The sequence below is a fragment of the Variovorax sp. RA8 genome, from assembly GCF_901827175.1.
Lineage (GTDB): Bacteria > Pseudomonadota > Gammaproteobacteria > Burkholderiales > Burkholderiaceae_C > Variovorax.
The window spans coordinates 91424-116552 of the sequence record NZ_LR594662.1 but is presented as its reverse complement, the minus strand read 5'-3'; the positions used below and the strand labels follow the sequence as shown (position 1 = coordinate 116552).

General features: G+C 66.4%; 19 protein-coding genes. 9 read left to right on the top strand and 10 right to left on the bottom strand.

All coding sequences use genetic code 11. The features are described from left to right. Positions 1 to 257: 257 nt before the first annotated feature. Positions 258 to 1178, top strand: coding sequence for a restriction endonuclease (locus tag E5P3_RS00535; RefSeq protein WP_162584205.1), 921 nt, complete (start codon positions 258 to 260; stop codon positions 1176 to 1178). A gap of 323 nt (positions 1179 to 1501) precedes the next feature. On the opposite strand, the gene trxB is transcribed toward E5P3_RS00535, so the two are convergent. From trxB to E5P3_RS00520, 3 genes are all read right to left on the bottom strand, one after another. Continuing rightward, a complete protein-coding gene (trxB, locus tag E5P3_RS00530; RefSeq protein ID WP_162589458.1) occupies positions 1502 to 2443 on the bottom strand; it encodes a thioredoxin-disulfide reductase in 942 nt (313 codons plus the stop codon). Between the two features lie 44 nt (positions 2444 to 2487). Then, on the bottom strand, positions 2488 to 3240 hold the full coding sequence (locus E5P3_RS00525) for a glutaredoxin domain-containing protein (protein WP_162584204.1): 753 nt from the start codon (positions 3238 to 3240) through the stop codon (positions 2488 to 2490). Positions 3241 to 3325: 85 nt separating this feature from the next. Continuing rightward, complete coding sequence (locus E5P3_RS00520; RefSeq protein WP_162584203.1) at positions 3326 to 4273, bottom strand: LysR substrate-binding domain-containing protein; 948 nt, start codon at positions 4271 to 4273, stop codon at positions 3326 to 3328. A 122-nt stretch (positions 4274 to 4395) separates the two neighbouring features. Here E5P3_RS00520 and E5P3_RS00515 point away from each other — a divergent pair, with 122 nt between their 5' ends. Continuing rightward, the gene (locus tag E5P3_RS00515; RefSeq protein WP_162584202.1) at positions 4396 to 5376 is read left to right on the top strand and encodes a Bug family tripartite tricarboxylate transporter substrate binding protein; all 981 of its coding nucleotides are present in this window, start codon (positions 4396 to 4398) and stop codon (positions 5374 to 5376) included. 212 nt (positions 5377 to 5588) lie between these two features. Here E5P3_RS00515 and E5P3_RS00510 read toward each other — a convergent pair whose 3' ends face one another. From E5P3_RS00510 to E5P3_RS00500, 3 genes are all read right to left on the bottom strand, one after another. Continuing rightward, entirely contained in the window at positions 5589 to 5816 is a 228-nt protein-coding gene (locus tag E5P3_RS00510; protein ID WP_162584201.1) for a hypothetical protein, read from the bottom strand. 94 nt (positions 5817 to 5910) lie between these two features. Next, positions 5911 to 7620, bottom strand: a complete 1710-nt coding sequence (locus E5P3_RS00505) for a uracil-xanthine permease family protein (protein ID WP_162584200.1) — start codon at positions 7618 to 7620, stop codon at positions 5911 to 5913. 483 nt (positions 7621 to 8103) lie between these two features. Then, the gene (locus E5P3_RS00500; RefSeq protein ID WP_162584199.1) at positions 8104 to 9153 is read right to left on the bottom strand and encodes an AraC family transcriptional regulator; all 1050 of its coding nucleotides are present in this window, start codon (positions 9151 to 9153) and stop codon (positions 8104 to 8106) included. 143 nt (positions 9154 to 9296) lie between these two features. Here E5P3_RS00500 and E5P3_RS00495 point away from each other — a divergent pair, with 143 nt between their 5' ends. The 6 genes from E5P3_RS00495 to E5P3_RS00470 are packed head-to-tail and all read left to right on the top strand — an operon-like array spanning position 9297 to position 16176. Further along, entirely contained in the window at positions 9297 to 10145 is an 849-nt protein-coding gene (locus E5P3_RS00495) for a TauD/TfdA dioxygenase family protein (RefSeq protein WP_162584198.1), read from the top strand. 49 nt (positions 10146 to 10194) lie between these two features. Then, positions 10195 to 11253, top strand: coding sequence for a 3-keto-5-aminohexanoate cleavage protein (locus E5P3_RS00490; RefSeq protein WP_162584197.1), 1059 nt, complete (start codon positions 10195 to 10197; stop codon positions 11251 to 11253). 19 nt (positions 11254 to 11272) lie between these two features. Next, on the top strand, positions 11273 to 12244 hold the full coding sequence (locus E5P3_RS00485; protein WP_162584196.1) for a Bug family tripartite tricarboxylate transporter substrate binding protein: 972 nt from the start codon (positions 11273 to 11275) through the stop codon (positions 12242 to 12244). A gap of 37 nt (positions 12245 to 12281) precedes the next feature. Continuing rightward, complete coding sequence (locus tag E5P3_RS00480) at positions 12282 to 13253, top strand: quinone oxidoreductase family protein (protein WP_162584195.1); 972 nt, start codon at positions 12282 to 12284, stop codon at positions 13251 to 13253. Between the two features lie 27 nt (positions 13254 to 13280). Beyond that, the gene (locus tag E5P3_RS00475) at positions 13281 to 14909 is read left to right on the top strand and encodes a 3-(methylthio)propionyl-CoA ligase (RefSeq protein WP_162584194.1); all 1629 of its coding nucleotides are present in this window, start codon (positions 13281 to 13283) and stop codon (positions 14907 to 14909) included. Between the two features lie 37 nt (positions 14910 to 14946). Then, the gene (locus tag E5P3_RS00470; protein WP_162584193.1) at positions 14947 to 16176 is read left to right on the top strand and encodes a porin; all 1230 of its coding nucleotides are present in this window, start codon (positions 14947 to 14949) and stop codon (positions 16174 to 16176) included. A 1-nt stretch (position 16177) separates the two neighbouring features. Here E5P3_RS00470 and E5P3_RS00465 read toward each other — a convergent pair whose 3' ends face one another. The 3 genes from E5P3_RS00465 to E5P3_RS00455 form a co-directional block, all read right to left on the bottom strand. Further along, a complete protein-coding gene (locus E5P3_RS00465; RefSeq protein WP_162584192.1) occupies positions 16178 to 16828 on the bottom strand; it encodes a redoxin domain-containing protein in 651 nt (216 codons plus the stop codon). 27 nt (positions 16829 to 16855) lie between these two features. Continuing rightward, positions 16856 to 20038: an adenylate/guanylate cyclase domain-containing protein gene (locus E5P3_RS00460; RefSeq protein ID WP_162584191.1), complete on the bottom strand. Its 3183-nt coding sequence runs from the start codon at positions 20036 to 20038 to the stop codon at positions 16856 to 16858. Positions 20039 to 20174: 136 nt separating this feature from the next. Next, positions 20175 to 21533: an aspartate aminotransferase family protein gene (locus E5P3_RS00455; protein ID WP_162584190.1), complete on the bottom strand. Its 1359-nt coding sequence runs from the start codon at positions 21531 to 21533 to the stop codon at positions 20175 to 20177. Between the two features lie 104 nt (positions 21534 to 21637). On the opposite strand from E5P3_RS00455, the gene E5P3_RS00450 reads away from it, so the two are divergent. Next, a complete protein-coding gene (locus E5P3_RS00450) occupies positions 21638 to 22600 on the top strand; it encodes a LysR family transcriptional regulator (protein WP_162584189.1) in 963 nt (320 codons plus the stop codon). A gap of 33 nt (positions 22601 to 22633) precedes the next feature. Here E5P3_RS00450 and E5P3_RS00445 read toward each other — a convergent pair whose 3' ends face one another. Continuing rightward, positions 22634 to 25036, bottom strand: coding sequence for a catalase (locus E5P3_RS00445; RefSeq protein ID WP_162584188.1), 2403 nt, complete (start codon positions 25034 to 25036; stop codon positions 22634 to 22636). Positions 25037 to 25129: the final 93 nt, after the last annotated feature.

The window sequence follows — 25129 nt, the reverse complement described above, 5'->3', positions numbered from 1 at the left end:
CAGCGCCGTTTGCTCGGCCGGCAGGCAGCTATTCTTTTGTGGCGGCATGTTTCTCCTCATTTTTCGCGCGGCGGCAACAGCGTGACTGCTTGGCAAGCTATCTGACCGCGACGGCGCATCTTCATGATTTCGAGCACGGGACGCAATTGCGCTCGTAGGACTTTCTATCAAATCGAGGTCCATTCGTACAGATCGGAGGGCGCTGAGCGCGGCTTCGGCTGGCCTTGCAGCCGCGGGCTTCTCCTATCATCAGACGCATGCCGATCCCGACCTACAAAGACTGCATGCTCCCTTTCCTTGCCCAGCTCAAGGACTGCAAGGAGCGACACATCCGTGAAGTTGAAGAGGCCCTGGCTCAACACTTCGCACTCACTCCGGCCGAGCGCGCCGAGTTGCTGCCCAGCGGCCAAACCGGCATCTTCGTCAACCGTGTCGGTTGGGCCCGCACCTACCTCAAGAAGGCGATGCTGATCGAGTCGCCGAGGCGCGGTGTGTTCAAGATCACCGCGCGAGGGTTGACCGTGCTGGGCGAAGGCCTGAAGGCGCTTGACGCAAAGTACTTGGCACGCTTCCCCGAGTTCCAGGAGTTCCAGAGGGCTTCACAGTCGAGCGACGAGAGTCCCTCTGCCGCGCTGGTGGCCAGCGCCGTGGAGACGGAAGCGACGCCCGAGGAGGCCATCGAGAGCGCGTACCAGGGATTGCGACAGCAACTTGTCCAGGAGCTGCTGGCCCGAATACTTGGCTGCTCTCCAACCTTCTTCGAATACCTGGTCGTCGAGCTGCTGGTCAAGATGGGCTACGGAGGAAGCCGCCGCGATGCTGGCGAGAGGATTGGCCAGAGCGGCGACGGCGGTATCGACGGGATCATCAAAGAGGACCGCCTTGGACTCGACACGATCTTCATCCAGGCCAAGCGCTGGCAGGGGTCCGTGGGCCGGCCGGAGATTCAGAAGTTTGTGGGCGCGCTGCAGGGTCAGCGAGCGCGCAAGGGCGTCTTCATCACCACCTCGACGTACACCGCTGACGCGGTCCACTACGCGGCGCAGATCGATACCAAGGTGGTCCTTATCGATGGCCAAACCCTGGCCGGCCTCATGATCGACTTTGATGTTGGCGTCGCTGCGGCAGCCAGCTACACGGTCAAGAGGATCGACTCGGACTACTTTGACGAGGCATGACTCGATTCCCCATTTCCTGGACTTCCTCCGCGCGCCTGCAAGCCGCGCGCCGCACGCTACACCTTCATCGGCGCGGTCGGCCTGTAGGTCCGCTTCAGACTGATCTCGGACCTTCGGCGTGATCGGCCGCAAGGCGGTTCAGGGCCCTGTACGGTCGTTCAGCAACAACGGAAGCGGACCTTCGCCAAATTTGCTGGCGACTACAAGCTGACCTTCGTCGACCCGCCGGCCTGCGGAGGAACTCATGGTTCCCGCCATCGCCAGCGGCGCACGTCCCGCTCTTGGCGGTAGTGCATTGCGCCGAAGCCCGCCCCGAGAAACCTTTATGAGTCGAGGTACCTTTGGGCGTCAAGGGCCGCCATACAGCCGCTACCCGCGCTGGTGATGGCCTGCCGGTAGACATGATCCTGCACATCACCTGCAGCGAAAACGCCGGGGACGCTTGTCATGGTGGAATAGCCATCCGCACCCGATTTGGTCTTGATATAACCGTCCGCCATGGAAAGTTGCCCACTGAAGAGAGTCGTATTGGGCTGATGGCCAATTGCGATGAAGCAGCCTCGGGCCTCGACCGTCTCAGTGGTGGCGCGTAGCTGGTCGCGCAGTTGCACGCCAGTTACGCCAGCCTCGTCACCCACGACCTGCTCGACGACGCAGTTGATCTTGAGCTCGATCCTGCCATCTTCGACCTTCTTCTTAAGTCGGTCGAGAAGGATCGGCTCAGCTCGGAATTTCTCGCGCCTGTGGACTAGCGTGACCTTCCTGGCGATGTTGGACATGTACAGAGCTTCTTCCACTGCGCTGTTTCCCCCGCCTACCACGCATACATCCTGATCCATGAAGAAAAACCCGTCGCATGTTGCGCATCCCGAGACGCCACGCCCAAGGAACGCTTCCTCCGACGGTAGTCCTAGATACTTTGCCGAGGCGCCCGTTGCAATGATGAGCGCGTCGCACGAATAGCTGCCTGCTTGCCCTCTCAGCACAAAAGGTCGACTTTGCAGATCAACGCTGAGGACGTGGTCGGCCGCCACGCGTGTGTTGAAGCGCTCTGCGTGCTTCAAGAATCGTTCCATTAGATCCGGCCCCATGACGCCTTGCACATCGGCAGGCCAATTCTCGACGTCCGTGGTGGTGGTCAGCTGGCCACCCTGGACGTTGCCGGTAATGAGCATGGGCGACAGATTCGCTCTGGCCGCATAGATGGCCGCGGTGTACCCGGCGGGGCCGGAGCCCAAGATTATCAGTTTGGAATGTTCGACCATTTGGAGGTAGTCCACGAAGTTTTGTAAGACGCCTTGGCGACCTGCTACTCCCAGAGTCCTTTGGGCACGGGCAGACCTTCCAAGACCTCTTCGGTTAGTTGCCTTTCGACAACGAGTCCGTTTTCGTTGCACCACCAGAGCAACTGACGCGTGTGCTGCGCGGTATGCCATACAGAGCGCTCCAGGAAAGAATGCGTCGGGTGAACGCCATAGAACATCTTCAGCGGCTTCTTGCAGCTTCGGTCTTCGAGGGTGTCCCACCATTGAGAAATACCATCCTTTTGCTCGTCCGCATACGCAAGAATGCCCGCTATGTCTAAGTCTGGCGGCGCATCGACGTTCGCGACCACCGTCCAGTCCTCAAGACCGTGATTCACAACCTGCAGATAGGCGTCCGGCACCTGGAAGATGTGATAGGCCACGTCCCGAACTGTGCGCGCACGCGGGGGCGCTGGCAGCTCCTCCAACAGCGCGTCGGGAATTTTTGAGATCGCCGTCGTTGCGATCTCCATGATGATCTTCCACCGCTCAACAAGAACGTCCGGCGGCAGCACATCAACGGCATGCTCGATGCCTACGAACGTGGCGACATCATCGAGCGATTGTGCGAACGTGAACTCTCGGCCACGAACAACGACAGGAATCGATCGGGCGCCGAGCGACGCCAAGAACTTCATTGCCGCGGGGTTGGTAGCGACGTTGATCGATTCAAAAGGAACACCCTTACGAGTCAAAAACTCCTTGACCCTGACACAGCTGGAGCACCCAGTTGTCCAGTAAACGCTGATTGCTTCCATGGTGCGGCTTCATTTGAGTGACGATGACTGCACTCTAGAAGCATCACCGCCACGGCGCTATTCAATGTTCAGAAGGCGCGTTCGCTCAAGCCGATGGCGCGTCACTGATGGGGCGTATGCCTCTCCAGCGGCCTTCAGACAACGCCTGCCGGATCAGGCTCTCCAGGAGCTCGTAGACGGCGGTTGCTGTCACACCAAGCGGAAGGTGCTCGGAGGTACACAATACGACATTCCGGGAGATCTCCAGAGGATTGATCACCAGTGGATGAGGGCCCCGATCGCGAAAGTGCCTTTGGAGGGCGGATGCTGGCAGGATCGTGTGGGCAAACCCGGCTTCGACAACATCCACGAGCGTCCGGAGGGAGTCCACTTCCGCAATCGCTTCTACGGAAACATCGTGTGTGGCAAATTCGGCTTCTACGATGCGTCGCATCCCTGTCTGGCGGCTTGAAAGAACCAGAGGGAATTTTGCGACCTCGGGAATCGACATCGTGCGTGTGCTCGTCTTGACTTTCGAAACTGCGGGCGACACAAGATAAATCATTTCGTTGAAAAGTGGCTGCTCCAGAATTCCGGGCGACTGCTCGAACTGGTAGGTGACAGTCATGTCGAGCCTGCCCTGCAGCACCATCTCTTTCAGCAGGTAGCTCATGCCCTCGGCCAGATGGAGGCGGACAGACGGGAGCCGCTCGTGCGCCGCCTTCAACAGATCGATCGCGAGGAGATCTTGGACGACCACGGGCAATCCCAGCGATGCTGGTCCGCTCACTTCGGCAGCTGACCGTTCCACGTCCAGAGCAGCGCGTTCCACCTGGCGCAGGATCGCCACTGCATGGTTGTAGAGCGTCTGGCCGGCTTTCGTAGGGAAAACACCCGTAGAGCGTCTGATCAGCAGCTTCTGCTGAAGGCGCGTTTCAAGATTTGAGATCTGCAGGCTGAGTGCCGACTGGGCCACGTGCAGCTCTACCGAAGCCCGTGACATGCTGCGTTGCTCGACGATCTTGACGAAATACTTGAGTTGGCGGAGGTCCATGGCGCTCAAGAGGAAGTGTAGACCGCGGACCATCTTCTGTTTCGATCCCCGCATCTGTCGATTGAATAGCGGGCGCCCAAAGCGAAACAGATACTCTGGCCACTACTACTCCAAGGCCACAGATGAGACAAGCACCCTTGATTCGCCGGCGCACGCTGATCGCAGCCTTGGCTGCCACGTCCGGATTGTGCGCCCTACCAGCGTTCTCGCAGAGCCCGAAAGCGCTCCGCCTCGTGGTTCCATACCCGCCAGGAGGAGCCGTTGACGCGCTCGCAAGAGTGCTCGCAGAAAAGCTACCAGCTACGCTGCAGGGCAGAACGGTCATTGTTGATAACCGTCCAGGCGCCGGAGGCAACATTGCTGCCGGCCTCGTCGCCAAGTCAGATCCCGATGGCAGCAGTGTGCTGGTTACGTCCAACAACCATACGATCAACCTAGCGCTCTACCAGAGGCCGGGCTACACCCTCGAGGAATTTGAACCTATTGCGCAGATTGGGGTGACAGGTTTTGCGATCGTGGCGCACCCTTCGACAAACTTCAAGACGCTCGCGGACATGTTGAGCGCGGCGCGGGCAAAACCGGGTGCCATTTCCTTCGGAACCGGTGGCAATGGGCACCCTGCGCATCTTGCAACTGAGCTGCTGAAGGATCGTGCCAAGGTCTCCATGCAGCACGTGCCCTACAAGGGCTCCGGTCCGCTTACTGCGGATGTGGTTGGTGGGCAGTTGCCTGTCGGCGTGATTTCGGTGGTCGCAGCCCAGCCTTTCATCCTTTCGGGACAATTGATTGGACTGGCAGTGACAACCAAGGAACGCTGGCCGGACCTGCCGAAGGTTCCGACAGTCGAGGAATGCGGGTTCCCCAAATACGAATACAGCGCTTGGATGGGAGTCCTTGGCCGGAAGGGCATGCCGGAAGCGGAAATCGCGAATCTAGAGCGACAGTTGCTTGCGATCGGCGAAACCGACGAAGTGCGCTCAAGACTGTTTAAGCAAGGCATCGTCCAAGCGCCCAAAGGACGTGCTGACTTCAAGGCCTCATTGGCCCACGATGCTGCCTTGAATCGAGAGCTTGTAAGAACAATCGGCGTGCAACTGGATTAGTCCGGAAGCGGCGGAACAATTTCCGCTTTGGCTATGAGCGGCGTCGAGCGGCTGCTTTCAGGCATCCACATCGAATGGCTGGATATGGCCGATCTGAGTCGTAGGTCGCGGCGATGCGAAGGGCGGCAAACGCTGCACAGCAGACAGGTCCGTTGGCATGAGGGCCGACGCCCTCTCCAAAATGAGCACTCTAGTCCGTGGACTTATCGTCATCACTTGATGACGATCACCCGGTGAAATATGACCCGTTGGAAATACCCCGATCGCGCCTCCGCGAGAAGCGCAACAAGCACAGCTTGCTCCGTCGCATCGCCAGCGGGCCTCTCCCTTGTGTTTTGACAGGTGACGAAAACCTCCTCGCCGTCAGCGCCCTGTTCCAAGCAGGTCATGTAGACGCCGTAGTCCGCGTCGTAGTCGATCCACTTGGCGGCGGCCCACATGTCGGCGTGGTAGTCAGCCAGATCACCCCCTCGGGCTGGTTGCTGCTCCGGCGCTCTCGCCCGTAGCCATGCATCGCAGCTGCCACCCGCACAGCTAGTGATCGAAGTGAAACCCGACCGATGCCCGCAGCCCCGAACGCCGCGAAGTCACGCGATCCGCAAAGGTCCGCAGAAGAAAGCCAGCGAGCCGCCGCTCCCCGTCATCCGAATCGACAATTTCATCGACTGTCGGCCGCTGGTGCGGCAGCTCGAGGTCGGCACCTTCGTACGACACCTGCAGGTCGAGGTTGAACTCGTCGAACGAGGCTTCAATCTCGAGCGGACCCGAGATAACGCCAAGCGACACCAACGTCTCCACCGATTGCACCAGGTTGAACTTGGCGCGCGCGATGACGTCGCTGCGCGCCCCCCAGGCAGCCCCGTGTTCGTCGAGGAACCGCTCCAGCGCGATCGGATCGACGGCGCCCGGCGCCACCGTCATCGATACGCTGCGCCGAAGGCCGATGCGAAACAGCAGGTTCAGCCCCAATCCCACCAGCGTGCCCAGCACCAGAGAATTGCCGAACGAAGGCCGCATCGACGCCGGCAGGACCACCAGCAGCCCCGGAAAGATTTCCACCGCCAAGCCGAACACGATCGCCAGGCCAATCACCAATGTCTTGCGCGCGTCGAGCAGCCGCGAGGTCATGATCAGCAAGCCGTTGATGACGATGAAGGTGGACGAGAAAACAAGCGCCGCACCGAGCACCGGGCGCGGGATGAGGTTGAACAGCATGCCCAGCTTCGGCATGAAGGCGAACAGCAGCAGGATCGCCGCGACTGACCAGCCGATGCGCCGGCTGACCACGCCGGTCGCGGTTGCCAGGCCGACCGCGGCGGTGGACGAGTTGATGCCGGGCGCTCCCAACGAGCCGGCCGCGACCGCGCCAAGCCCGTCGGCCAACACGCCGCGGCTGATGGAGCGCATGTCGGCGCGTACCCACCCGGCCTGGCTGGCCTTCTGCGCAGTCGTGACGTTGCCGATCACCTTGAGCACGGCGGCCACCGAGGCGATGAGGAAGGGCAGCACCAGCGTCGCATCGAAGGACCAGCCGACCGGTCCCAAGGCGGGAAAGGCCAGCAACGGTGCGGCCGCCACCCGAGCCACGTCGTGGACGTCGAGCCGGCCGAGTGCCGCGCCGATCAAGCAGCCGGCGCCCAGGCCGATCAGCACGCTGAACACGCGCATGCGGCCACGGCCCCAGACGTTGAGGGCGACCATCAGTGCGAGCGTGCCCAGGCCCAGCAACAGGTCGATCTGCGCCGGCTGCGTGTCGGCTTGCGGGCCGCCCAATGCGGTACGCAGGCCGACCACGCCGACCGAGATCCCGGCCAGCAGCACCACCAGGCCGGTGATCTCCGGCGTGAAGAGCGCACGCAGGCGCGGCAGCACGCGCGACAAGGCCATTTCGAAGAGGCCCGCCAGGATCGTCATGCCGAACACCGCCGAAAGTTCGCCGCTGCGCGCGGCGATCAGCGAGGGAACGATGTAGACCACGCTGGGCGAGGGCTGGCAAAGATAGCCGGAGCCGATGGGCCCCACGGTGATCACCTGCAGCACCGTACCGACGGCCATCGCGATGAGCGTGGCGCTGACCATCGCTGCCGCCACCTCCGCCGTGCTGCCAGCCGCCTGCGCAATCAGCACCGGGTAGACCAGGAAGATCGACATCAGGCCGACATGCTGCAAACCGCTGAAGATGTTGACGCCGAGAGGAGGCGTCTCGTCGACCCCATAGACCAACCCGACGGGTTTGTGCGACATCGGCTTGCCTTCCTTTGGGTTGAGGCGCTTGCGGGCGAAGGAAGTCGTCCACTTGGCGCTGGTTGCCGGAGCCAAGTTCGACCATTTTGTTGACGTCAACACAATGGTCCGCGAAGGGTGACCAGATACCTCACAGACCAACTTGGCTCATCCAGATGCCGAGGGTGGCGCTCACCAGGAGCCTTTCTTTGGCGGGATAACGAGGGCCTTGGGCGGTGTACGGGCTGCCGCTTGCCTTGCTGCTGGCTTCGCCAGCGCCTTCGCAGCGGGTTCACTGGCCAGCACGGCTGAAGAGCTGGGTCTGAGTCAGCCCGCGCTGCTTGCGCAGGGCGCGAAGATGCGCCCTCAGTTGGTCTGCGAGTCGGATTGGGTAGCAGTCCATGACTGTGAGTGCATTTATCGGCCAAAGCCACTAATTGCACCTTATTGCTCAAAGGCGATATGTGCAAAGTACTGGCGTTGGGCGATAAACGTGCTCCGGCGCTAGACGGCGCCTTCCCTCGCACGCGGGCTCCGCCTGGTGCTGGCAGGACGGGTCGATGACGCCGAACGGCTGCGCCACGCCTCCGGAGAGCAGCCGAACTGGGTGCCGAACCACCGGGTGAATGCGCTGTGCGTGGTGTAGCCCAGCATCGCCGCCACCTCGCCAAGGCTGTGGTGGGTATTGGCAACGTAGCGGCGCGCGAGCTCCTGCCTCACTTCATTGATCAGCGCCTTGAAGGTGACTTCGCGTCCATCGAGCTCCCGTTGCAAGGTGCGCATGCTGATGCCCAAGCCTGCCGCGACGGATTTGCAGGTCGCACGGCCCGTCGGCAGCATCAGGTAGATCGCCTTGCGAACCTCCTCGTCCATGGAGCGCTGCCGGTCATCCGGGAGGTCCGCAATCATCTTCCTCGCGTACTCGGCGAGCACCGGGTCGGCGGCCGGGTTGGGCACGTCCAGATCGGCGGCGCGGCACACGAGCCCGTTGAAGGCGCCATTGAAATCGATGCGGCATTTGAAGAAGCGGCGATGAAATGCCGGGTCCGCAGGCGCTGCGTGCGTGAAGCTCACGCTCGTGGGACGCCAGCGCTCCTGGAGAAGGACCTCGCCCATGCGGTAGAGAACGCCGATCGCCAATTCGATCGACTGAGGGGCAGCCACCGAAAGCGCCAGCTCCTCGCGCAGGACGACCATGTTGCCGACGTCCTCGACCTCGATGGCCAGTCTCTCGTTGAGCAGATGCAGGTGCTCGATGAGCGTGAGCAGCACCTGGCGCAGGGTGGGTTGGTGCATGAGCAGCAGGCTGACCACGCCGAAGTTCGACAGCTGGCGCCGCGCCGCCATGCGCAGGCCGAAGGACTCGCACCCCGTCCTGCGGGCGGCCTCCTCGAAGAGGCGTGCAACCCGATCGGCTTCGACCAGCTGGTCGGGCTGGCGAATGAGCGTGGTGCGCAGCCCTGCCCGGCGCAGCGCTGCGCCGGGGTCGAGCCCGAGCTCCTGTGCAACTTCGGAAAAGTTCGTCAGCGCGGCTGCGCGCACCAGGGCGGCCATGGCGGAGCCTTTCAGTGGTGCGTTGATTCTGGCATCAAATGTCAAGCGAATGGCATGAAGTGCAAAGCGCCGGCATGGTGCGACTCCTACAGTTCGATCACTGCCCGAGCCCTCGAGGTTCAGGGCAAAGAAGGAGACAAGACATGCAGATCGAAGCGCTGACGTGCGCCATCGGAGCACAGCTCCATGGCGTGAACCTTGCCGACGCGATTCACGGCGACGCGTTGTTTTCGGAGATCAAGGCGGCGCTGTTGCGGCACAAGGTGCTGTTCCTGCGCGACCAGGTGTTCAGTCGCGAGGACCACGTGGCCTTCGCCCGCCGCTTTGGCGAACTGGAAGACCATCCGGTCGCCGGCAGCGATCCGGAATACCCCGGGCTGGTGCGCATCTACAAGACGCCCGATGCGCCCAACGACCGCTACGAGAACAGCTGGCACACGGACGCGACCTGGCGCGAAGTGCCGCCGATGGGCTGCGTGCTGCGCTGCATCGAGTGCCCGCCGGTGGGGGGCGACACGATGTGGGCCAACATGGCGCTGGCCTACGAAAGGCTGCCCGAGCACATCAAGACGCTGATCGCCCCGCTGCGGGCGCGCCACAGCATCGAGGCGACCTTCGGCGCTGCCATGCCGGCCGAGAAGCGGCTGATGCTCAAGGCGCAGTTCCCGGACGCCGAGCATCCCGTGGTTCGCACGCACCCCGAAACGGGCGAGAAGGTGCTGTTCGTCAACAGCTTCACCACGCACTTCACCAACTTCCACACGCCGGCCAACGTGCGCTACGGGCAGGACTTCGTGCAAGGCTCATCGGCCCTGCTGCAGTACCTGATCAGCCAGGCGGCGATTCCCGAATACCAGGTGCGCTGGCGCTGGCAGCCCAACAGCGTGGCGATCTGGGACAACCGGGCCACGCAGCACTACGCGGTGATGGACTACCCACCCTGCCATCGAAAGATGGAACGCGCAGGAATCATCGGCACGCCGACGTCCTGACTGCGCCCCTATTCCCCTCGACACCCCTCGACATTCCCCGGAGCCTTCAATGAACTTCCTCGACGGTCACCTGTTCCCCGAGAACCAGCAGCCCTTGGTCATCACGGCCGCGCCCTACGCGCCGTCGTGGGTGCCCTCGGATTTTCCCGGCGAGATCGCCGTGACGATGGAAGAGCAGATCCAGAAGGCGGTGGACTGCTACGAGGCCGGCGCCACGGTGCTGCACCTGCATGTGCGCGAACTGGACGGCAAGGGCTCGAAGCGGCTTTCCAAGTTCAACGAGTTGATCGCCGGGGTGCGCGAGCGTGTGCCGGAGATGATCATCCAGGTGGGCGGCTCGATCAGCTTTGCGCCCGAGACCGATGGCGCGGCCGCCAAGTGGCTGAGCGACGACACGCGCCACATGCTGGCGGAGCTGGAGCCCAAGCCCGACCAGGTGACGGTGACGATCAACACCTCGCAGATGAACATCCTGGAGCAGTTCGACGCGCGGGACATCCAGGGCACCTCGATGGAAGACCCGGCGGTCTTCAATGCCTACAAGGAGATGACGGTGCCGGCCCAGCCCGGCTGGGCCGAGGAGCACATCCGCCGCCTGTCCGCCGCGGGCATCCAGAGCGCGTTCCAGTGCTACAACATCAACAGCTTCGAGTCGGTGGAGCGCCTGATGCGCCGCGGTATCTACAAGGGTCCGCTGGCGTTGAACTGGGTCGCGATCGGCGGCGGGATGGACGCGCCGAACATCTACAACCTCGCCAACTTCGTGCGTGCGGTGCCCGATGGCGCGATGTTGACGGTGGAGAGTTCGGTGCTGAATGTGCTGCCGATCAACATGATGGGCATCGCCCTGGGGCTGCACGTGCGCTGCGGCACCGAGGACAACCTCTGGAACCAGACGCGCACCGCAAAGATCGGCACGGTGGCGCAGATCGAGCAGCTGGTGCGCATCGCCGGCGAATTCGGCCGGCCGATCGCGACCGCGCAGCAGGCGCGCGAGATCTGCAAGATCGGCGTGTTCTACGACACGGTCGAAGAGACGCTGCTGGCCAACGGCTTCGCACCCAATCGCAATGGCGGCCAGCAAGGCTTCCTGCGCAAGGCCGCCTGAACGCGGCACAGGAACACCCATGAAGCGCATTTTCAATCTCGCCGTGTGTGCCGCGCTCGCCGCCACGGGGCTGGCCCCGGCTTCGGCATCTGCTTTTGGCGACAAGCCGATCAAGATGATCGTTCCGGCGCCGCCGGGAGGCACCATCGACGTGATGGCGCGCATCGTGAGCGACCAGCTCTCGCGCGACATCGGCCAGCCGGTGGTGGTCGAGAACAAGCCCGGCGCGGGCGGTTCCATCGCCGTCAAGTACCTGCTCTCGCAGCCGGCCGACGGCCAGACGCTGATGGTGACGGCCAGCAACGTGCTCACCGAGGTGCCGCACGTGCTCAAGGGCGGCTTCGATCCGCTCAAGGACGTCAGGCCCCTCTCGCTGATGGCGCGTTCATCGATGCTCTTCATCTCTTCGCCGCAGTTCCCTGCCAAGGACGCGAAGGAGGCCATCGCCTACGTGAAGGCGCACCCGGGCCAGGTGTCCTATGCCTCCTACAGCGCGGGAACGGCATCGCAGTATGCCGGCGCCATCCTGAACAAGGCGGCGGGCCTGGACATGCAGCACGTGCCCTATCCGGGGTCGGCGCCGGCGCTGGCGCAGTTGATGGGCGGCCAGGTTCCGCTCATGTTCGACGGGGCCGTCACCTCCAAGAACCTGATCGCCGGCGGCAAGGTGCGGCTGCTGGCGGTCGCGACCAAGACCCGGCTGCCGGAGTTTCCCAACACGCCCACGTTGGCCGAGCTCGGCTACCCGGGGCTCAACTTCAGCAACTGGACCGGCGTGATCGCCTCGTCGCAGATGCCGGCGCCGCTGGCCGAGAAGGTTCACGCGACGCTGCAGAAGGTCGCGGCGAACGCATCGGTGCGCGAGCGCCTGGTGGGCGCCGGCTTCGAGCCGATGCCGGATCGTTCGCTGGCGCAGGCACAGAGCGAACTGCGGGAGGAATACGACCGCAACGCCGAGATCGTCAAGACCTTCGACATCAAGCTCAACTGAGCGCCGACCGCAAAGACAGAGAAAGAGGAGACGAGACATGGTCAAGGCCATCCGCTTTTACGAGACCGGCGCGCCCGAGGTATTGAAGCTGGAAGACGTCGAGGTGGGCGATCCCGGTCCCGGCCAGGCTCGCGTGCGCCACAGCTACGTTGCGCTGAACTTCATCGACATCTATTTCCGGACCGGGCGCTATCCGCTCGCACTGCCCAACGGCCTGGGCTCCGATGCGGTGGGCGTGGTCGAAGCCGTGGGGCCCGGCGTGGAGGACATCCAGGTCGGTGACCGCGTGGGCTATCTCATCGGACCGCAGGGCGCGTACTCGCAGGCGCGCGTGATGCCGGCAAACGTGCTGATCCCTTTGCCCGACGGCATATCGGACCGCACGGCCGCCACCTTGATGATGAAGGGCATGACGGCGCAGTACCTGCTGCGCCAGGTGTTTCCGCTCCAGGGCGGGGAGACCATCCTCTATCACGCGGCGGCCGGCGGCGTGGGCCTGATCGCCTGCCAATGGGCGCGCGCCATGGGCGTGACCATGATCGGCACGGTCAGCACCGACGAGAAGGCCGAGCTCGCCAAGGCCAACGGCTGCGCCCACACCATCGTGACCTCGCGCGAGAACATCGTGCAGCGGGTCAAGGAGATCACCGGCGGCAAGGGCGTGCCGGTCGTCTACGACTCGGTGGGCAAGGACACGCTGGAGGCGTCGCTGGATTGCCTGCAGCCCCGGGGCTCGCTGGTGAGCAACGGCACTTCGTCGGGGCCGGTGGTGATCGACTCGCAGATGCTGGCCGCCAAGGGCTCCCTCTGGGTCACGCGGCCGGCGATGGTGCATTACATCCAGCCGCGCGCGCACATGCTGGAGATGGCCCGGGAGCTGTTCGGCCACGTGCTGGCCGGGCGCATCGTCAGCGAGCCCCATCAGGTGTTCCAGCTCGCGGACGCGGCAGAAGCCCACCGCGCGCTGGAGTCGCGCAAGACCACCGGGTCCACCGTCCTGGTGCCCTGACCCTCCTTCAACCTGAAAGCATTTCCCATGAACGGTTTGATGATGGACAGGCCATTGCTGATCTCCAGCCTGCTCACGCATGCAGAGAGCCAGCACGGCGACCAGGAGATCGTGTCGCGCCGCGTCGAGGGCGACCTGAACCGCATGACCTACCGCGAGCTCGGCCAGCGCGCGCGCCGGCTGGCCAACGCGCTGGCCGCGCATGGCATCGGGCATGGCGAGCGGGTGGCCACGCTGGCCTGGAACGGGCACCGCCACATGGAGCTGTACTACGCCGTGTCAGGCTCGGGCGCCGTGCTGCATACGGTCAACCCACGCCTGCATGCCGACCAGGTGGCCTGGATCGCCGATCATGCGGAAGACCAGATCCTGTTCTTCGACCTCAGCTTCCTCCCGCTGGTGGAAGCCATCGCGCCGCGCGTGGCCACCATCAAGACTTTCGTCGCGATGACCGACCGTGCGCACATGCCCGCCTCCACGACGGTCCCGAACCTGCTGTGCTACGAGGACCTGCTCGAAGCCCAGTCGCCCGCATTCGAGTGGCCCGAGTTCGACGAGCGCTGTGCCTCGTCGCTGTGCTACACGTCCGGCACCACCGGCAACCCCAAGGGCGTGCTGTACAGCCACCGCTCCACGGTGCTCCACGCCTACGCCGCGGCGCTGCCGGATGCGCTGTGCTACTCCGGCAGCGATACCGTGCTGCCCGTGGTGCCCATGTTCCACGTGAACGCCTGGGGCATTCCGTACATCGCCTGCATGGTGGGCGCCAAGCTGGTGTTCCCCGGACCGCGGCTCGACGGCGCGTCGCTGCACGCGCTGTTCGAAGCCGAAGGCGTCACCGTGTCTGCCGGCGTGCCGACCGTGTGGCAGGGACTGCTTGCGCATGTGGAAGCCAACGGGCTGAAGTTCAGCACCATGCGCCGCACCGTGATCGGCGGTTCGGCCTGCCCGCCGGCCATGGTCCAGTCCTTCCAGGAGCGCCATGGTGTGCAGGTGGTGCACGCCTGGGGGATGACGGAAACGAGCCCTCTGGGGTCGGTGTGCAAGCTGCATCCGCGGCAGCTGCGGCTCGATGCGTCGCAGCGCCTGGCCATCCAGGCCAAGCAGGGCCGCGCGGTGTTCGGCGTGGAGATGAAGATCGTCGATGCCGACGGCGAGCGCCTGCCGCACGATGGCCGGGCCGCGGGCGAACTGATGGTGCGCGGCCCCTGGATCGCCTCGGGCTACTACCGCGGCGAAGGTGCCGGCCCGGTGGTGGGCGGGTGGTTCCCTACCGGCGATGTGTCGACCATCGACGCCGAGGGCTTCATGCAGATCACCGACCGCAGCAAGGACGTGATCAAGTCGGGCGGCGAGTGGATCGGCTCCATCGACCTGGAGAACATCGCCGTGGCGCACCCCGCGGTGGCAGCCGCCGCCTGCATTGCCGCGCGCCACCCGAAGTGGGACGAGCGTCCGCTGCTGATCGTGGTGAAGAAGCCCGGCCACGACCTGTCGCGCGACGAACTGCTCGGCTTCTACGAAGGGAAGATCGCCCGGTGGTGGACACCGGACGACGTCGTGTTCGTCGACAGCATCCCCCTGGGCGGAACCGGCAAGGTGCAGAAGAACCTGCTGCGCGACGCCTGGCGCGACCACTTGCTGGCTTCGGCTTGAAGCGCGCAACAACCATCAACACAAGGAGACACAAACCATGAAGAAACTCGTGCTGCCGCTGTGCGCGCTCGCCGCCGCGGGGACTGCCTCGGCGCAATCGTCGCTCACCCTGTTCGGCGTCGTGGATGCCGGTATCAGCCACTACAGCGTCAAGAGCCGTTCCTGGGGCGCGACGCTGCCGCGGGAGGTGACGCAAAGCCAGACCGTGTTGTCGAGCTCGGGCTACAACTCCAGCAGGATCGGGTTTCGAGGGACCGAGGACCTGGGCGGCGGGCTGGCGGCCAGCTTCTGGCTGGAAGCGCCGGTGGCCAACGACTCGGGCGCCTCCGGCATCGCGAACTTCGGCCGCCGCTCCACGGTGAGCCTGTCCGGCCCCTTCGGCGAAGTTCGACTGGGCCGCGACTACACGGCCTCGTTCTGGAACGACGCGGTGTTCGATCCCTTCGGCGTCAACGGCGTCGGCACCAATCTGGTCGCGGTGGTCAACAGCAACCTGGCGGCTTCGCGGGCGCTGGCCACCGGCGGGCTCCTGAATGGGGGGCTCTCGGCCGGAACCGACAGCTATCTGCGCACCAGCAACGCCGTCAGCTACTTCCTGCCGTCGGGGCTGGCGGGTGTCTACGGGCAGGTGCAGTACGCGTTCCACGAGAACGCCAAGGTCAGCACTTCGCTGACCGGTACGTCCGAGCGCGGGCGCTATGTGGGCGGCCGCCTGGGCTGGACCGACGGCAAGGCCGACGTGGCACTGGGCTATGGCGAAAGCACCTTGGTCAGCATCCTGCCCGGTGGCGAGAAGATCAAGAGCCTGAACATCGGCGGCTCCTACGATTTCGGAATGGTGAAGGTCCTCGGCGAGTGGTCGCGCGTGCGCGATGTGCGCGATGGCACCGCGGCCCTCCCCATCCGGCTGACGGACCGCTACGACGGCCTCGTTGCCGGCGTCAACGTGCCGGTGGGGCCGGGCGTCATTCGCGCATCGTTTGCGCGGGTGAATTTCGAGAACGGCAACGGCCTGCCGAACAGCGACGCCTCGGTCAACAAGCTGGCACTCGGCTACGTGCACAACCTGTCCAAGCGCACGGCGCTGTATGCGTCGGTGGCGCGCATCCGCGTGCGCAACGGCCACAACAACCCGGCGGTGATGGGCGTCACCCCGCTGGTGCTGAGTCTCCCTGCCATCCTGCCCCAGCCCGCCTACGTCAGCACCGGCGGCATGGAGCCTCGCCGTTCCTACGGCTACGACTTCGGCATCAGGCACGCCTTCTGATTCAAACCGAGCACTCGCGCGCCGCCCCGACGATCTCATCCTCCGACGGCATCTTCCCGAGCCCCGCCAGCCCCTCCGTCGCGCACTCGACGTAGGCCCATCGCACAAGCCCCGTGCGGTCGATCATGAACAGCCCCTTCAGCTGCGGCCACTGCTTCTCGACATCGACCTGGTCGGCCGGCGTGTACTGGTAGCCGTCCATCTCCTGCAGCACCTTGCCCGCCTGCGAAATCGGCAGCGGCTCGGGCAGGTCGCCGAAGGGATTGACGCGCACCGTATCCAAGGCCTCGATCAGGGCCGGCGTGGGCTCCGGCTTCGGCAGCCCGTAGGCGCGATGGGTGGAGAGCTCGGGGTCGGCGGCCAGGGGCACTTTGGTGGGCCTGAACCTGAAGTACAGCCGCGCGTTCTCCGGCGCCGTGGCAACCACCGCCAGGCTCTCGACGCCCATGCCCTTGAGCCGGTCCTCGAAGGTGCCGAGCTGCGCCAGCTGCCGCCGGCAGAAGGGGCACCACAGGCCGAGCATCAACGAAAGGAAGAGCGGGCTGCGGCCGCGGTAGTCGTCGAGCGAGATGATGCCGGAGCCGGCGACCGCCGGGAGGGCAAAGTTCGGCGCCAGTTCGCCGGGCGCCACGGGATGCATCGTCGAGGCCATGTCAAGGACTCCTTCCCGCGAGCGGGATCAGCAAAGGAACGGAAGCACGACGAGCGCGTCGGGATCGAGCCCGGCGCGATCGCAGATGTCCCGGGCGAGCGCCATATAGCGCTCGGCCTGCACACCATCATCGGCATCGAGGTACAGGGTTGCAAGCCCTTCGTAGCAAGGAAAGAGTAACTGGGGTTCCGCGCTCTTCTCGGCCAGCGCCAGGGCCTCCTGGTAATGGCGCAGCGCGCGGGCCGATTCGCCGTGGCACTGGTAGATCTGGGCCAGCACGACCAGGGACACGGCCAGGTGGTCGAGCTGGCCGGTGCTGCGGTCGATCTCGATGGCGGCATGGGCAGCGCCGACGCCGCGCTCGTCGCAGCGGCTGGTCAGCGTGCAGTAGGCGACGGCGAGGTTGGCCGAGAGGCGCGACTGCAGGCCCAGGTCGCCGATGCGCCGGGCGGTTTCGAGGCCGCGCTCGCAGGCCTCGATGGCGCGCTGCGGGTGGCTGGAGCTGTAGAGCACGCCCAGGTTGCACAGCGCCCGGCATTCGGCCTGCGGGAGGTCGGCCTCGCTCGCGACCGCCACGCTCTGCTCGAGCCGGGTGACGGCCTCGTCGAGCCGGTCGAGCCGCGCCAGGGCCACGCCCTGGGTGTTGAGGGCGAGCGCGGCGGTGGTGCGCGCGTTGCGGCGCTCGTCCTCGTCCATGGTCCGGCCCGCCTCGAGCGTCTCCAGGTGGGCGAGCGCGCGCTGGGTCCATTCGAGGGCGCCGTGGTTGTCGGCGTTGCGAAAGAGCAGCTCGCCCATGCGCTGGTAGAGCCAGGCCCGCTCGATGTGCGGCGCCTCGCCGTCGACGAGCGCGAGCCCGGTGACCAGGCATTGCCGGGCCTCGGCGCGCTCGCCGGCCTCCCAGCGCAGGGAGGCGATCTTGCCCAGCAGGCGGGCCTCGGCCATGCGGTCGCCGCGCTGCGCCCGGCCTTCGCGCGCGGCCGCCAGGTGCTGGGTGGCCTCGGCGATCTGGCCGGCGGACGCCAGCACGTCGGCCAGGCGCTCGCGCACGGCCAGGTGCTGGTCGTCTGCGCCCTCGCCGGCGGCCGAGGTCTCCAGGGCGAGCGTGTAGTCGCGGATCGCGTCGGCGTTGGCGTAGGTGCCGCGCGCCCAGTCGCCTGCGGAGACCAGGTAGCGCGCGCCGCGCGCCTTGTCGGCCCCCAGGCGGAAATGGTGGGCCAGGGCCTGCAGCTCTTCCAGCCGCCGGGGCACCCCGCCGCACTGCCGCTCCAATGCCTCGGCGATGCGGGTGTGCAGCTCGCTGCGGCGGCGCAGCAGCAGGCTCTGGTAGGCGACTTCCTGGACCAGGCCCTGGCGGAAGCGGAACTCCCGGCCGTCTTCGGCCGGGAGCGACGCGAGCAGGCCGGCCTCGACCAGGGCGTCCAGCGCCTGGGGCACGGACTCCGGCGCACTCGCCACGCTGCGCAGCAGGGCCTCGTCGAACTCGGGGCCGATCACCGCGGCCTCGCGCAGCACGCCGCGCACGGGCGCGGCCAGCCGGTCGATGCGGCCGAGCAGCAGCCCGTTGATGGTCTGCGGCACCTGGACCGCGGCGGTGCCGGGGCTGTAGACCCATCGCGCCTGCCGGCGCGTGAGCAGCCCATCGGCGATGAGCGCACGCGCCATCTCCTCGATGAAGAGCGGGTTGCCGCCCGCATGCTCGACGATGCGCTGCCGCAGGGCGCCCGGCAGGGTGCGCGGCCCGAACAGCGAATCGAGCATGGCGTCGCTGTGGCGCGCCGACAGCGGGTCGAGGCGCAGCATGGTCTGCGCCGTCGCGCCGGCGGCCCAGGCCTCCAGGGCGGGCGCCGGGCGCTGCGTCACCAGCAGCATGAAGGGGCGGTCGCGCATGCGCTCCAGCAGGAAGCGCAGCAGCTCCAGGGAGCCGGCATCGGTCCAGTGCAGGTCTTCCGCGATCATGATCACGGGGGTCTGCTGGAGCCGGCGATCGAGCACGGCGTGGACGGCGAAGAAGATCTGCTGCTTGAGCTGCTCCGGATCCAGGTAGCGGGTGTGCATGTCCTCGCTTTCCAGGCCCAGCACATGGCCCAGGCAGGCCGCGAGGGCCTCCATCTCGGCTTCGGGCAGGCCCAGGGCGGCGAGCGCCGCGGCGATCTTCTGCCGCGCCGTGGCGTCCAGGTCGCGCGTGTCCAGGCCCCAGGCATCGCGCAGCAGGGCCGCCGGCACGCTGTAGGCACGTTCGCCCAGTGGGGAACAGGCCGCGGAGCGCAAGGCCACGTTCTCCAGGCTCCCTTGTGTTCGAAGGCGCTCCAGGAACTCCGAGAGCAGCCGGGTCTTGCCGCTGCCTGCTTCGGCCACGATGCGCACCAGCCGCCCCTGCCCGGCGCGCATCTGCTCGAAGGCGTGCAGCAGCGCCTTCATTTCCGATTCCCGGCCGACCAGCTCGCTGGCGAGCCCGTGCGCCTGCAGGCCGCGCGTCGGCTGCGGGGCATGCAGCGCGGCCTCGAGCCGGTAGGCGGCCATCGGCTGCGCGAAGCCCTTGAGCGCCAGCTCGCCCAGGGGCTCGAAGCCGAAGGCATGCTGGGTGAGCTGCCAGGTCACGTGGCTGACCACGGTCTCGCCCGGGCCGGCGGCGCCCTGGAGGCGCGAGGCCGCATTCACCGTGTCGCCCGTGACCGCATAGGCGGCATCGCCCTCCGAGCCCAGGTGGCCCGCGACCACCGGGCCGGTGTGGACGCCGATGTGCAGGGCCAGCGGCCGGCCGGTGCGCGCCCGCCAGCGCTCGCCGAGCGCAGCGGCCCTCCGGTGCAGCAGCAGGGCGGCGCGCAAGGCGCGCTCGGGGTCTTCCTCGTGCGCGACCGGGGCGCCGAACACGGCCATCACCGCATCGCCGACGAATTTCTCGACGAAACCGTCGAAACGGCGGATGGTGGAGGCCATCTGGTCGAAGAGCTCGGTCTGCAGGGAGCGCAGGTCCTCGGCGTCCATCGTCTCGGCCAGCTCGGTGAAGCCCGACAGGTCCGCGAACATCACGGTGACCATGCGGCGGTCGGAGTCGGGCGCCGGGGGCGGGGGGGCGGCGGTGGCGAGCCGGGTCCCGCACTTCGGGCAGAAGGCGAATTCGCGATCGACGTCGAATCCACACGAGGGGCAAGCCATGGCGCGGCCATGGTACTGCGCCACGCCGGCGAGCGTCAGGTGAAGGTCCCTCAAGGATCAGAGCAGATCCTCGTCGATGACGCTGGAGATCAGCGCCAGGCGTGCCCCCGAGTTCCTGGCGAAGATCAGGGCGGCGTGGGAAGAGGGCATGCAGCACGGCCGCCGAGCCCCTGTTGCCCCATAGCGGGAGTCAGGCTGTCTCCGACAGCGCGTCAGACAGCGCACTGACCAGGCGCTCGATGTCCGCTTTCTCCGCCACGAAGGGCGGGGCGAGCTGGATGGTGTCGCCGCCGTAGCGCACGTAGAAGCCCTTCTTCCAGCAAGCCATCGCCACCTCGTAGGGCCGGCGCGCCGGCTCGCCGGGCAGCGCGGCCAGGGTGAGGCCCGCGGCCAGGCCATAGTTGCGGATGTCGGCCACATGCCTGCTGCCCTTGAGGCTGTGCACCGCGGCCTCGAAGTGCGGCGCGAGCGCCTGCACGCGGGCGACCATGTCTTCCTTCACCAGCACGTTCAATGCGGCAATGCCGGCGGCGCAGGCCACCGGGTGGGCGGAGTAGGTGTAGCCGTGCGGGAACTCCAGCATGTAGTCGGGCCCGCCGGCCGCCATGAAGGTGTCGTAGATCTCCTTGCTGGCGATCACGGCGCCCAGCGGCTGGGTGCCGTTGGTCACCTGCTTGGCGACGTTCATGATGTCCGGCGTGACGCCGAAGGCCTCGGCGCCGGTCATGGCGGCGGCGCGGCCGAAGCCGGTGATGACCTCGTCGAAGATCAGCAGGATGTTGTGCGCGGTGCAGATCTCGCGCAGCCGCTTCAGGTAGCCCTTGGGCGGTATGACCACGCCGGCCGAGCCGGCGAAGGGCTCGACGATCACGGCGGCGATGTTGCTTGCGTCGTGCAGCGCGATCAGGTCCAGCAGGCGGTCGGCCAGCTCGGCGCCCTGTTCGGGCTCCCCGCGCGAGAAGGCGTTGGCGGCGAGCTGCGTGTGCGGCAGGTGATCCGCCTCCACGCCCTGGCCGAAGGTCTTGCGGTTGCCGGCGATGCCGCCGACCGAGATGCCGCCGAAGTTGACGCCGTGGTAGCCCTTCTCGCGGCCGATCAGCCGGGTCTTGCCCGCCAGGCCCTTGGTGCGCCAGTAGGCGCGCGCCATCTTGAGCGAGGTGTCGGCCGCCTCGGAGCCGGAGCCGGTGAAGAACACGTAGTCCAAACCCTTCGGCGTGAGCTCGCGCAGCCGGTTGGCGAGCTCGAAGGACAGCGGGTGGCCGAACTGGAAGGCCGGCGAGTAGTCCAGCGTGGCGATCTGCCGGCTCACGGCCTCGACGATCTCGGGCCGGCCGTGGCCCAGGCCGCAGCACCAGAGGCCCGACAGCCCGTCGAAGATCTTGCGGCCGTCGCTGTCGGTGAAGTACAGGCCCTTGGCCTCGACGATCAGCCGCGGGTCGGCCTTGAACTGGCGGTTGGCGGTGAAGGGCATCCAGTGGGCGTCCAGCCAGGCGGCGTCGGTGCGGACCGTGGAGGCGGGGGCGGGCGTGTCGGCGGCGAGGGGGGTCATGGCAGGAGGCGCGGGGCGCGCGCCGGCGGTTGGAGGTGGCACCGATTCTGGAGAGCCCGGATACTTCGTCCAATGCAGGAATATCCACGTTCACTTGCCGATTCATGAAAGTAAAAGCGCCCTCTTCTTCCGGCCCTTCCACCCCTTCGACACCTCCCCGCCTCGGCCAGCTCGGCGAATCGGACCTGCGCATGCTGAAGGTCTTCAAGGCCGTGGCCGACTGTGGCGGCATGGCGGCGGCCGAGCTGGAGCTGAATGTCGGCACCTCCACCATCAGCCGGCAGATCAAGGACCTGGAGACGCGACTGGGCCTCACCCTGTGCCGGCGCGGGCGCGCGGGCTTTGCGCTGACGGTGGAGGGCCAGCGCATCTACGAGGAAACGATGCGCCTGCTGAGCGCGGTGGACGCCTTCCGCAGCGGCGTGGACGACATCCACCAGCGCATGGGCGGGCGGCTGGAAATCGGGCTCTTCGACAAGACGGCCACCAACCCCAAGGCCCGCATCGGCGAAGCCATCGCCGGCTTCGTCGAGCGCGCGCCGGAGGTGGCGCTGCAGATCCAGATCGGCACCATCAACGCCATCGAGCGGCAGCTGATCGACGGCAGCCTGCACGTGGGCATCATCCCGGCGCACCGGAGCTCCGAGAGCCTGGCCTACGACCCGCTGTTCGACGAGACCATGCTGCTGTACTGCGGCGCCGGCCATCCGCTGTTCGAGGGCCGCAACACGGGGCTGGACTGGAAGGGCCTGCGCGCGCACCGCTTCGCGGGGCTGGGCTACCACTCGCCCAACATGGAGGCCAGCCATCGCGCCGGGCTCAAGCGCGCAGCCACCGGGCTGGACCAGGAGGCGATCGCGACGTTGATCCTCTCGGGCCGCTTCCTGGGCTTCCTGCCCGACCACTACGGACGCATCTTCGAGGAGGGCGGGCGCATGCGGCCGGTGCGCAAGTCGATGTTCCGCTACGACTGCAGCTTCGTGTGCGTGATGCGGCGCTCGCCGGCGCCCTCGCGCGCGGCGCTGGCTTTCAGGGAGGCGCTGCTGCAGGCGCACGGCGCGGCCTGAGCGACGACGCCGCGTTCCGCCGCAGCACCGGTCTCAGAAGCGCGGCGGATCGGAGTCGCGCTCGGGGTGACGGTGGCGCGCCACCGCGGCAATGAAGTCCATTGCCCTGTCCTCCCCCGCGCCGGCAAAGAGGATGCCCGGGTCCGGCTCGCCCGTGGGCAGCGTGGTGGGCATGCCCAGCTTGTCCGTCAGCGTCTTCGAGGCACCCAGCACCAGCAGCGTCTTGCAGTGGCGGTAGGTGTTGACCACGAATTCGCTCGTCTGCCCGACGCGGGCCAGCAGCTCGACGCCGGCCGCCCCATCGGGCAGCACGACGGCGTCGAACAACACGGGAGGCGTGTTCTCCAGCGAGGCATCGGCGTCCAGCGTGCCGCCCTCGGCGGTGCGCACCGGCCCGATACGAGGCGCAACGATGCGCGCGACCGCGCCCGCCTCGACGAGGGCCGCCTGCAGCGCCTCGAGGGAAGCGCCGTCCACCCCATCGGCCGCCAGCAGCGCGATCTTGCGCGTGCGGATGCCGCCGTCGCCGGGCCGCGCCGTGAGCGACAGCGCGGGCGAGGTCGCGACCTCGGGTGCCTGCGGATTCTCCGCGGCCCGCGGCATGGGCGGGGGCACGGCGATGCCCAGCCCCTCGGCCACGCGCGCGGCGAGTTCCGGTGCCACGTTGGCCAGGCTGGAGACCATGCGCTCCCGGATCGCCGGCACGGTGCACTTGGAGAGCTCGAAGCGGAAGCCGCCGACGATGTGCGCCTTCTCCCATTCCGTCTGGCTGTTCCAGAACAGCGTGGCCTGCTGGTAGTGCTCGGCGAACTTCTCCGGCTTGCCGCGCAGCTTGTCGCCCTGCATCGGCTCGGGGAAGGAGACGAAGCCCTTGGCACCTGCCTGGAAGGGGCAGCCGCCGGCCAGCGAGTTGGGCTCGTAAGCCACGCGGCCGCGGTGCAGGGCCTGGCGCTTGATGCCGTCGCGCTGGTTGTTGTGCACCGGCACGACCGGCGAGTTGATCGGGATTTCGTGGAAGTTGGCGCCGCCCAGGCGCAGGATCTGCGTGTCCTTGTACGAATGGATGCGCCCGGCCAGCAGCGGGTCGTTGCTGAAGTCGATGCCCGGCACCACGTGCGCGGTGCAGAAGGCGACCTGCTCGGTCTCGGCGAAGAAGTTGTCGGGATTGCGATCGAGCACCAGGCGGCCGACGATGCGCACCGGCACCAGTTCCTCGGGCACGATCTTGGTGGCGTCGAGGATGTCGAAGCTCCAGTTGGCCGCCTCCTGCTCGGTGAAGATCTGCAGGCCGAGCTCCCACTCGGGGTACTCGCCGGCCTCGATGGCTTCCCACAGGTCGCGCCGGTGGTAGTCGGCGTCGGCGCCCTGGATCTTGGCCGCCTCTTCCCACACCAGCGAATGGGTCCCGAGCTTCGGCTTCCAGTGGAACTTGACGAAGCGGCTCTCGCCGGCCGCGTTCACCATCCGGAAGCTGTGGACGCCGAAGCCTTCCATCATGCGGTAGCTGCGCGGTATCGCGCGGTCGCTCATGGCCCACAGCATCATGTGCGTGGACTCGGGCGACAGGGAGATGAAGTCGTAGAAGGTGTCGTGCGCGCTCGCCGCCTGCGGCATGGCATGGTGCGGCTCGGGCTTCACGGCGTGGATCAGGTCCGGGAACTTCATCGCGTCCTGGATGAAGAAGACCGGGATGTTGTTGCCCACCAGGTCCCAGTTGCCCTCGTCGGTGTAGAACTTCACCGCGAAGCCGCGCACGTCGCGCGCCGTGTCTACCGAGCCGCGCTCGCCGGCCACGGTGGAGAAGCGCACGAAGACCGGCGTGATCTTGCCCTTCTCCTGGAATGGCGCGGCGCGGGTGAGGTCGGTCAGCGCCTCGTAGGCCTCGAAGTAGCCGTGCGCGCCCGAGCCGCGCGCATGCACGATGCGCTCGGGAATGCGCTCGTGGTCGAAGTTGGTGATCTTCTCGCGCAGGATGAAGTCTTCCAGCAGCGCTGGCCCGCGCAGACCCGCCTTCAGCGAGTTCTGGTTGTCGGCGATCGGCACGCCCTGGTTGGTGGTGAGCACCTGTCCGGTGGAATCGACGCGCACGCGGTCGAGCGAGCCGGCGGTGCGGTTCTCGCCGGGCGCGGCGCCCTCGCCGGTCTTGGGCGAGAAGTTGGCTTCGCTCAGCGTGCTGGCGCCGGCCTGCGCGGAGGGCGTCTTCGTCGTGGCGCCTTCGGGCGGCACGACCGCGCTCTCCCGCCCGACATCGAGCATCTTGTTCGGGTTGTAGGGCATGGCCGCGGCCATGTCGTTCAGCTCGGCGGCACGGGCCGCGAGCGCATCGCCGTCGGCGCTGTTCGTGCTTGCGGGGCCGCTGGCGGTGTTTCGAGCAGCCGACTTGGCGGCGACCTTGCCGGCCGCCTCGGTGGCGGGCTTCTTCCTGGACGTGGGCATTGAATGGCTCCTTGGTTGGAACACGATTCGATTTCAAGGATGCGGGTGCCGATGTCAGCCATGACCGCTTTAGCAGTGCGGCAACTTCCGCCG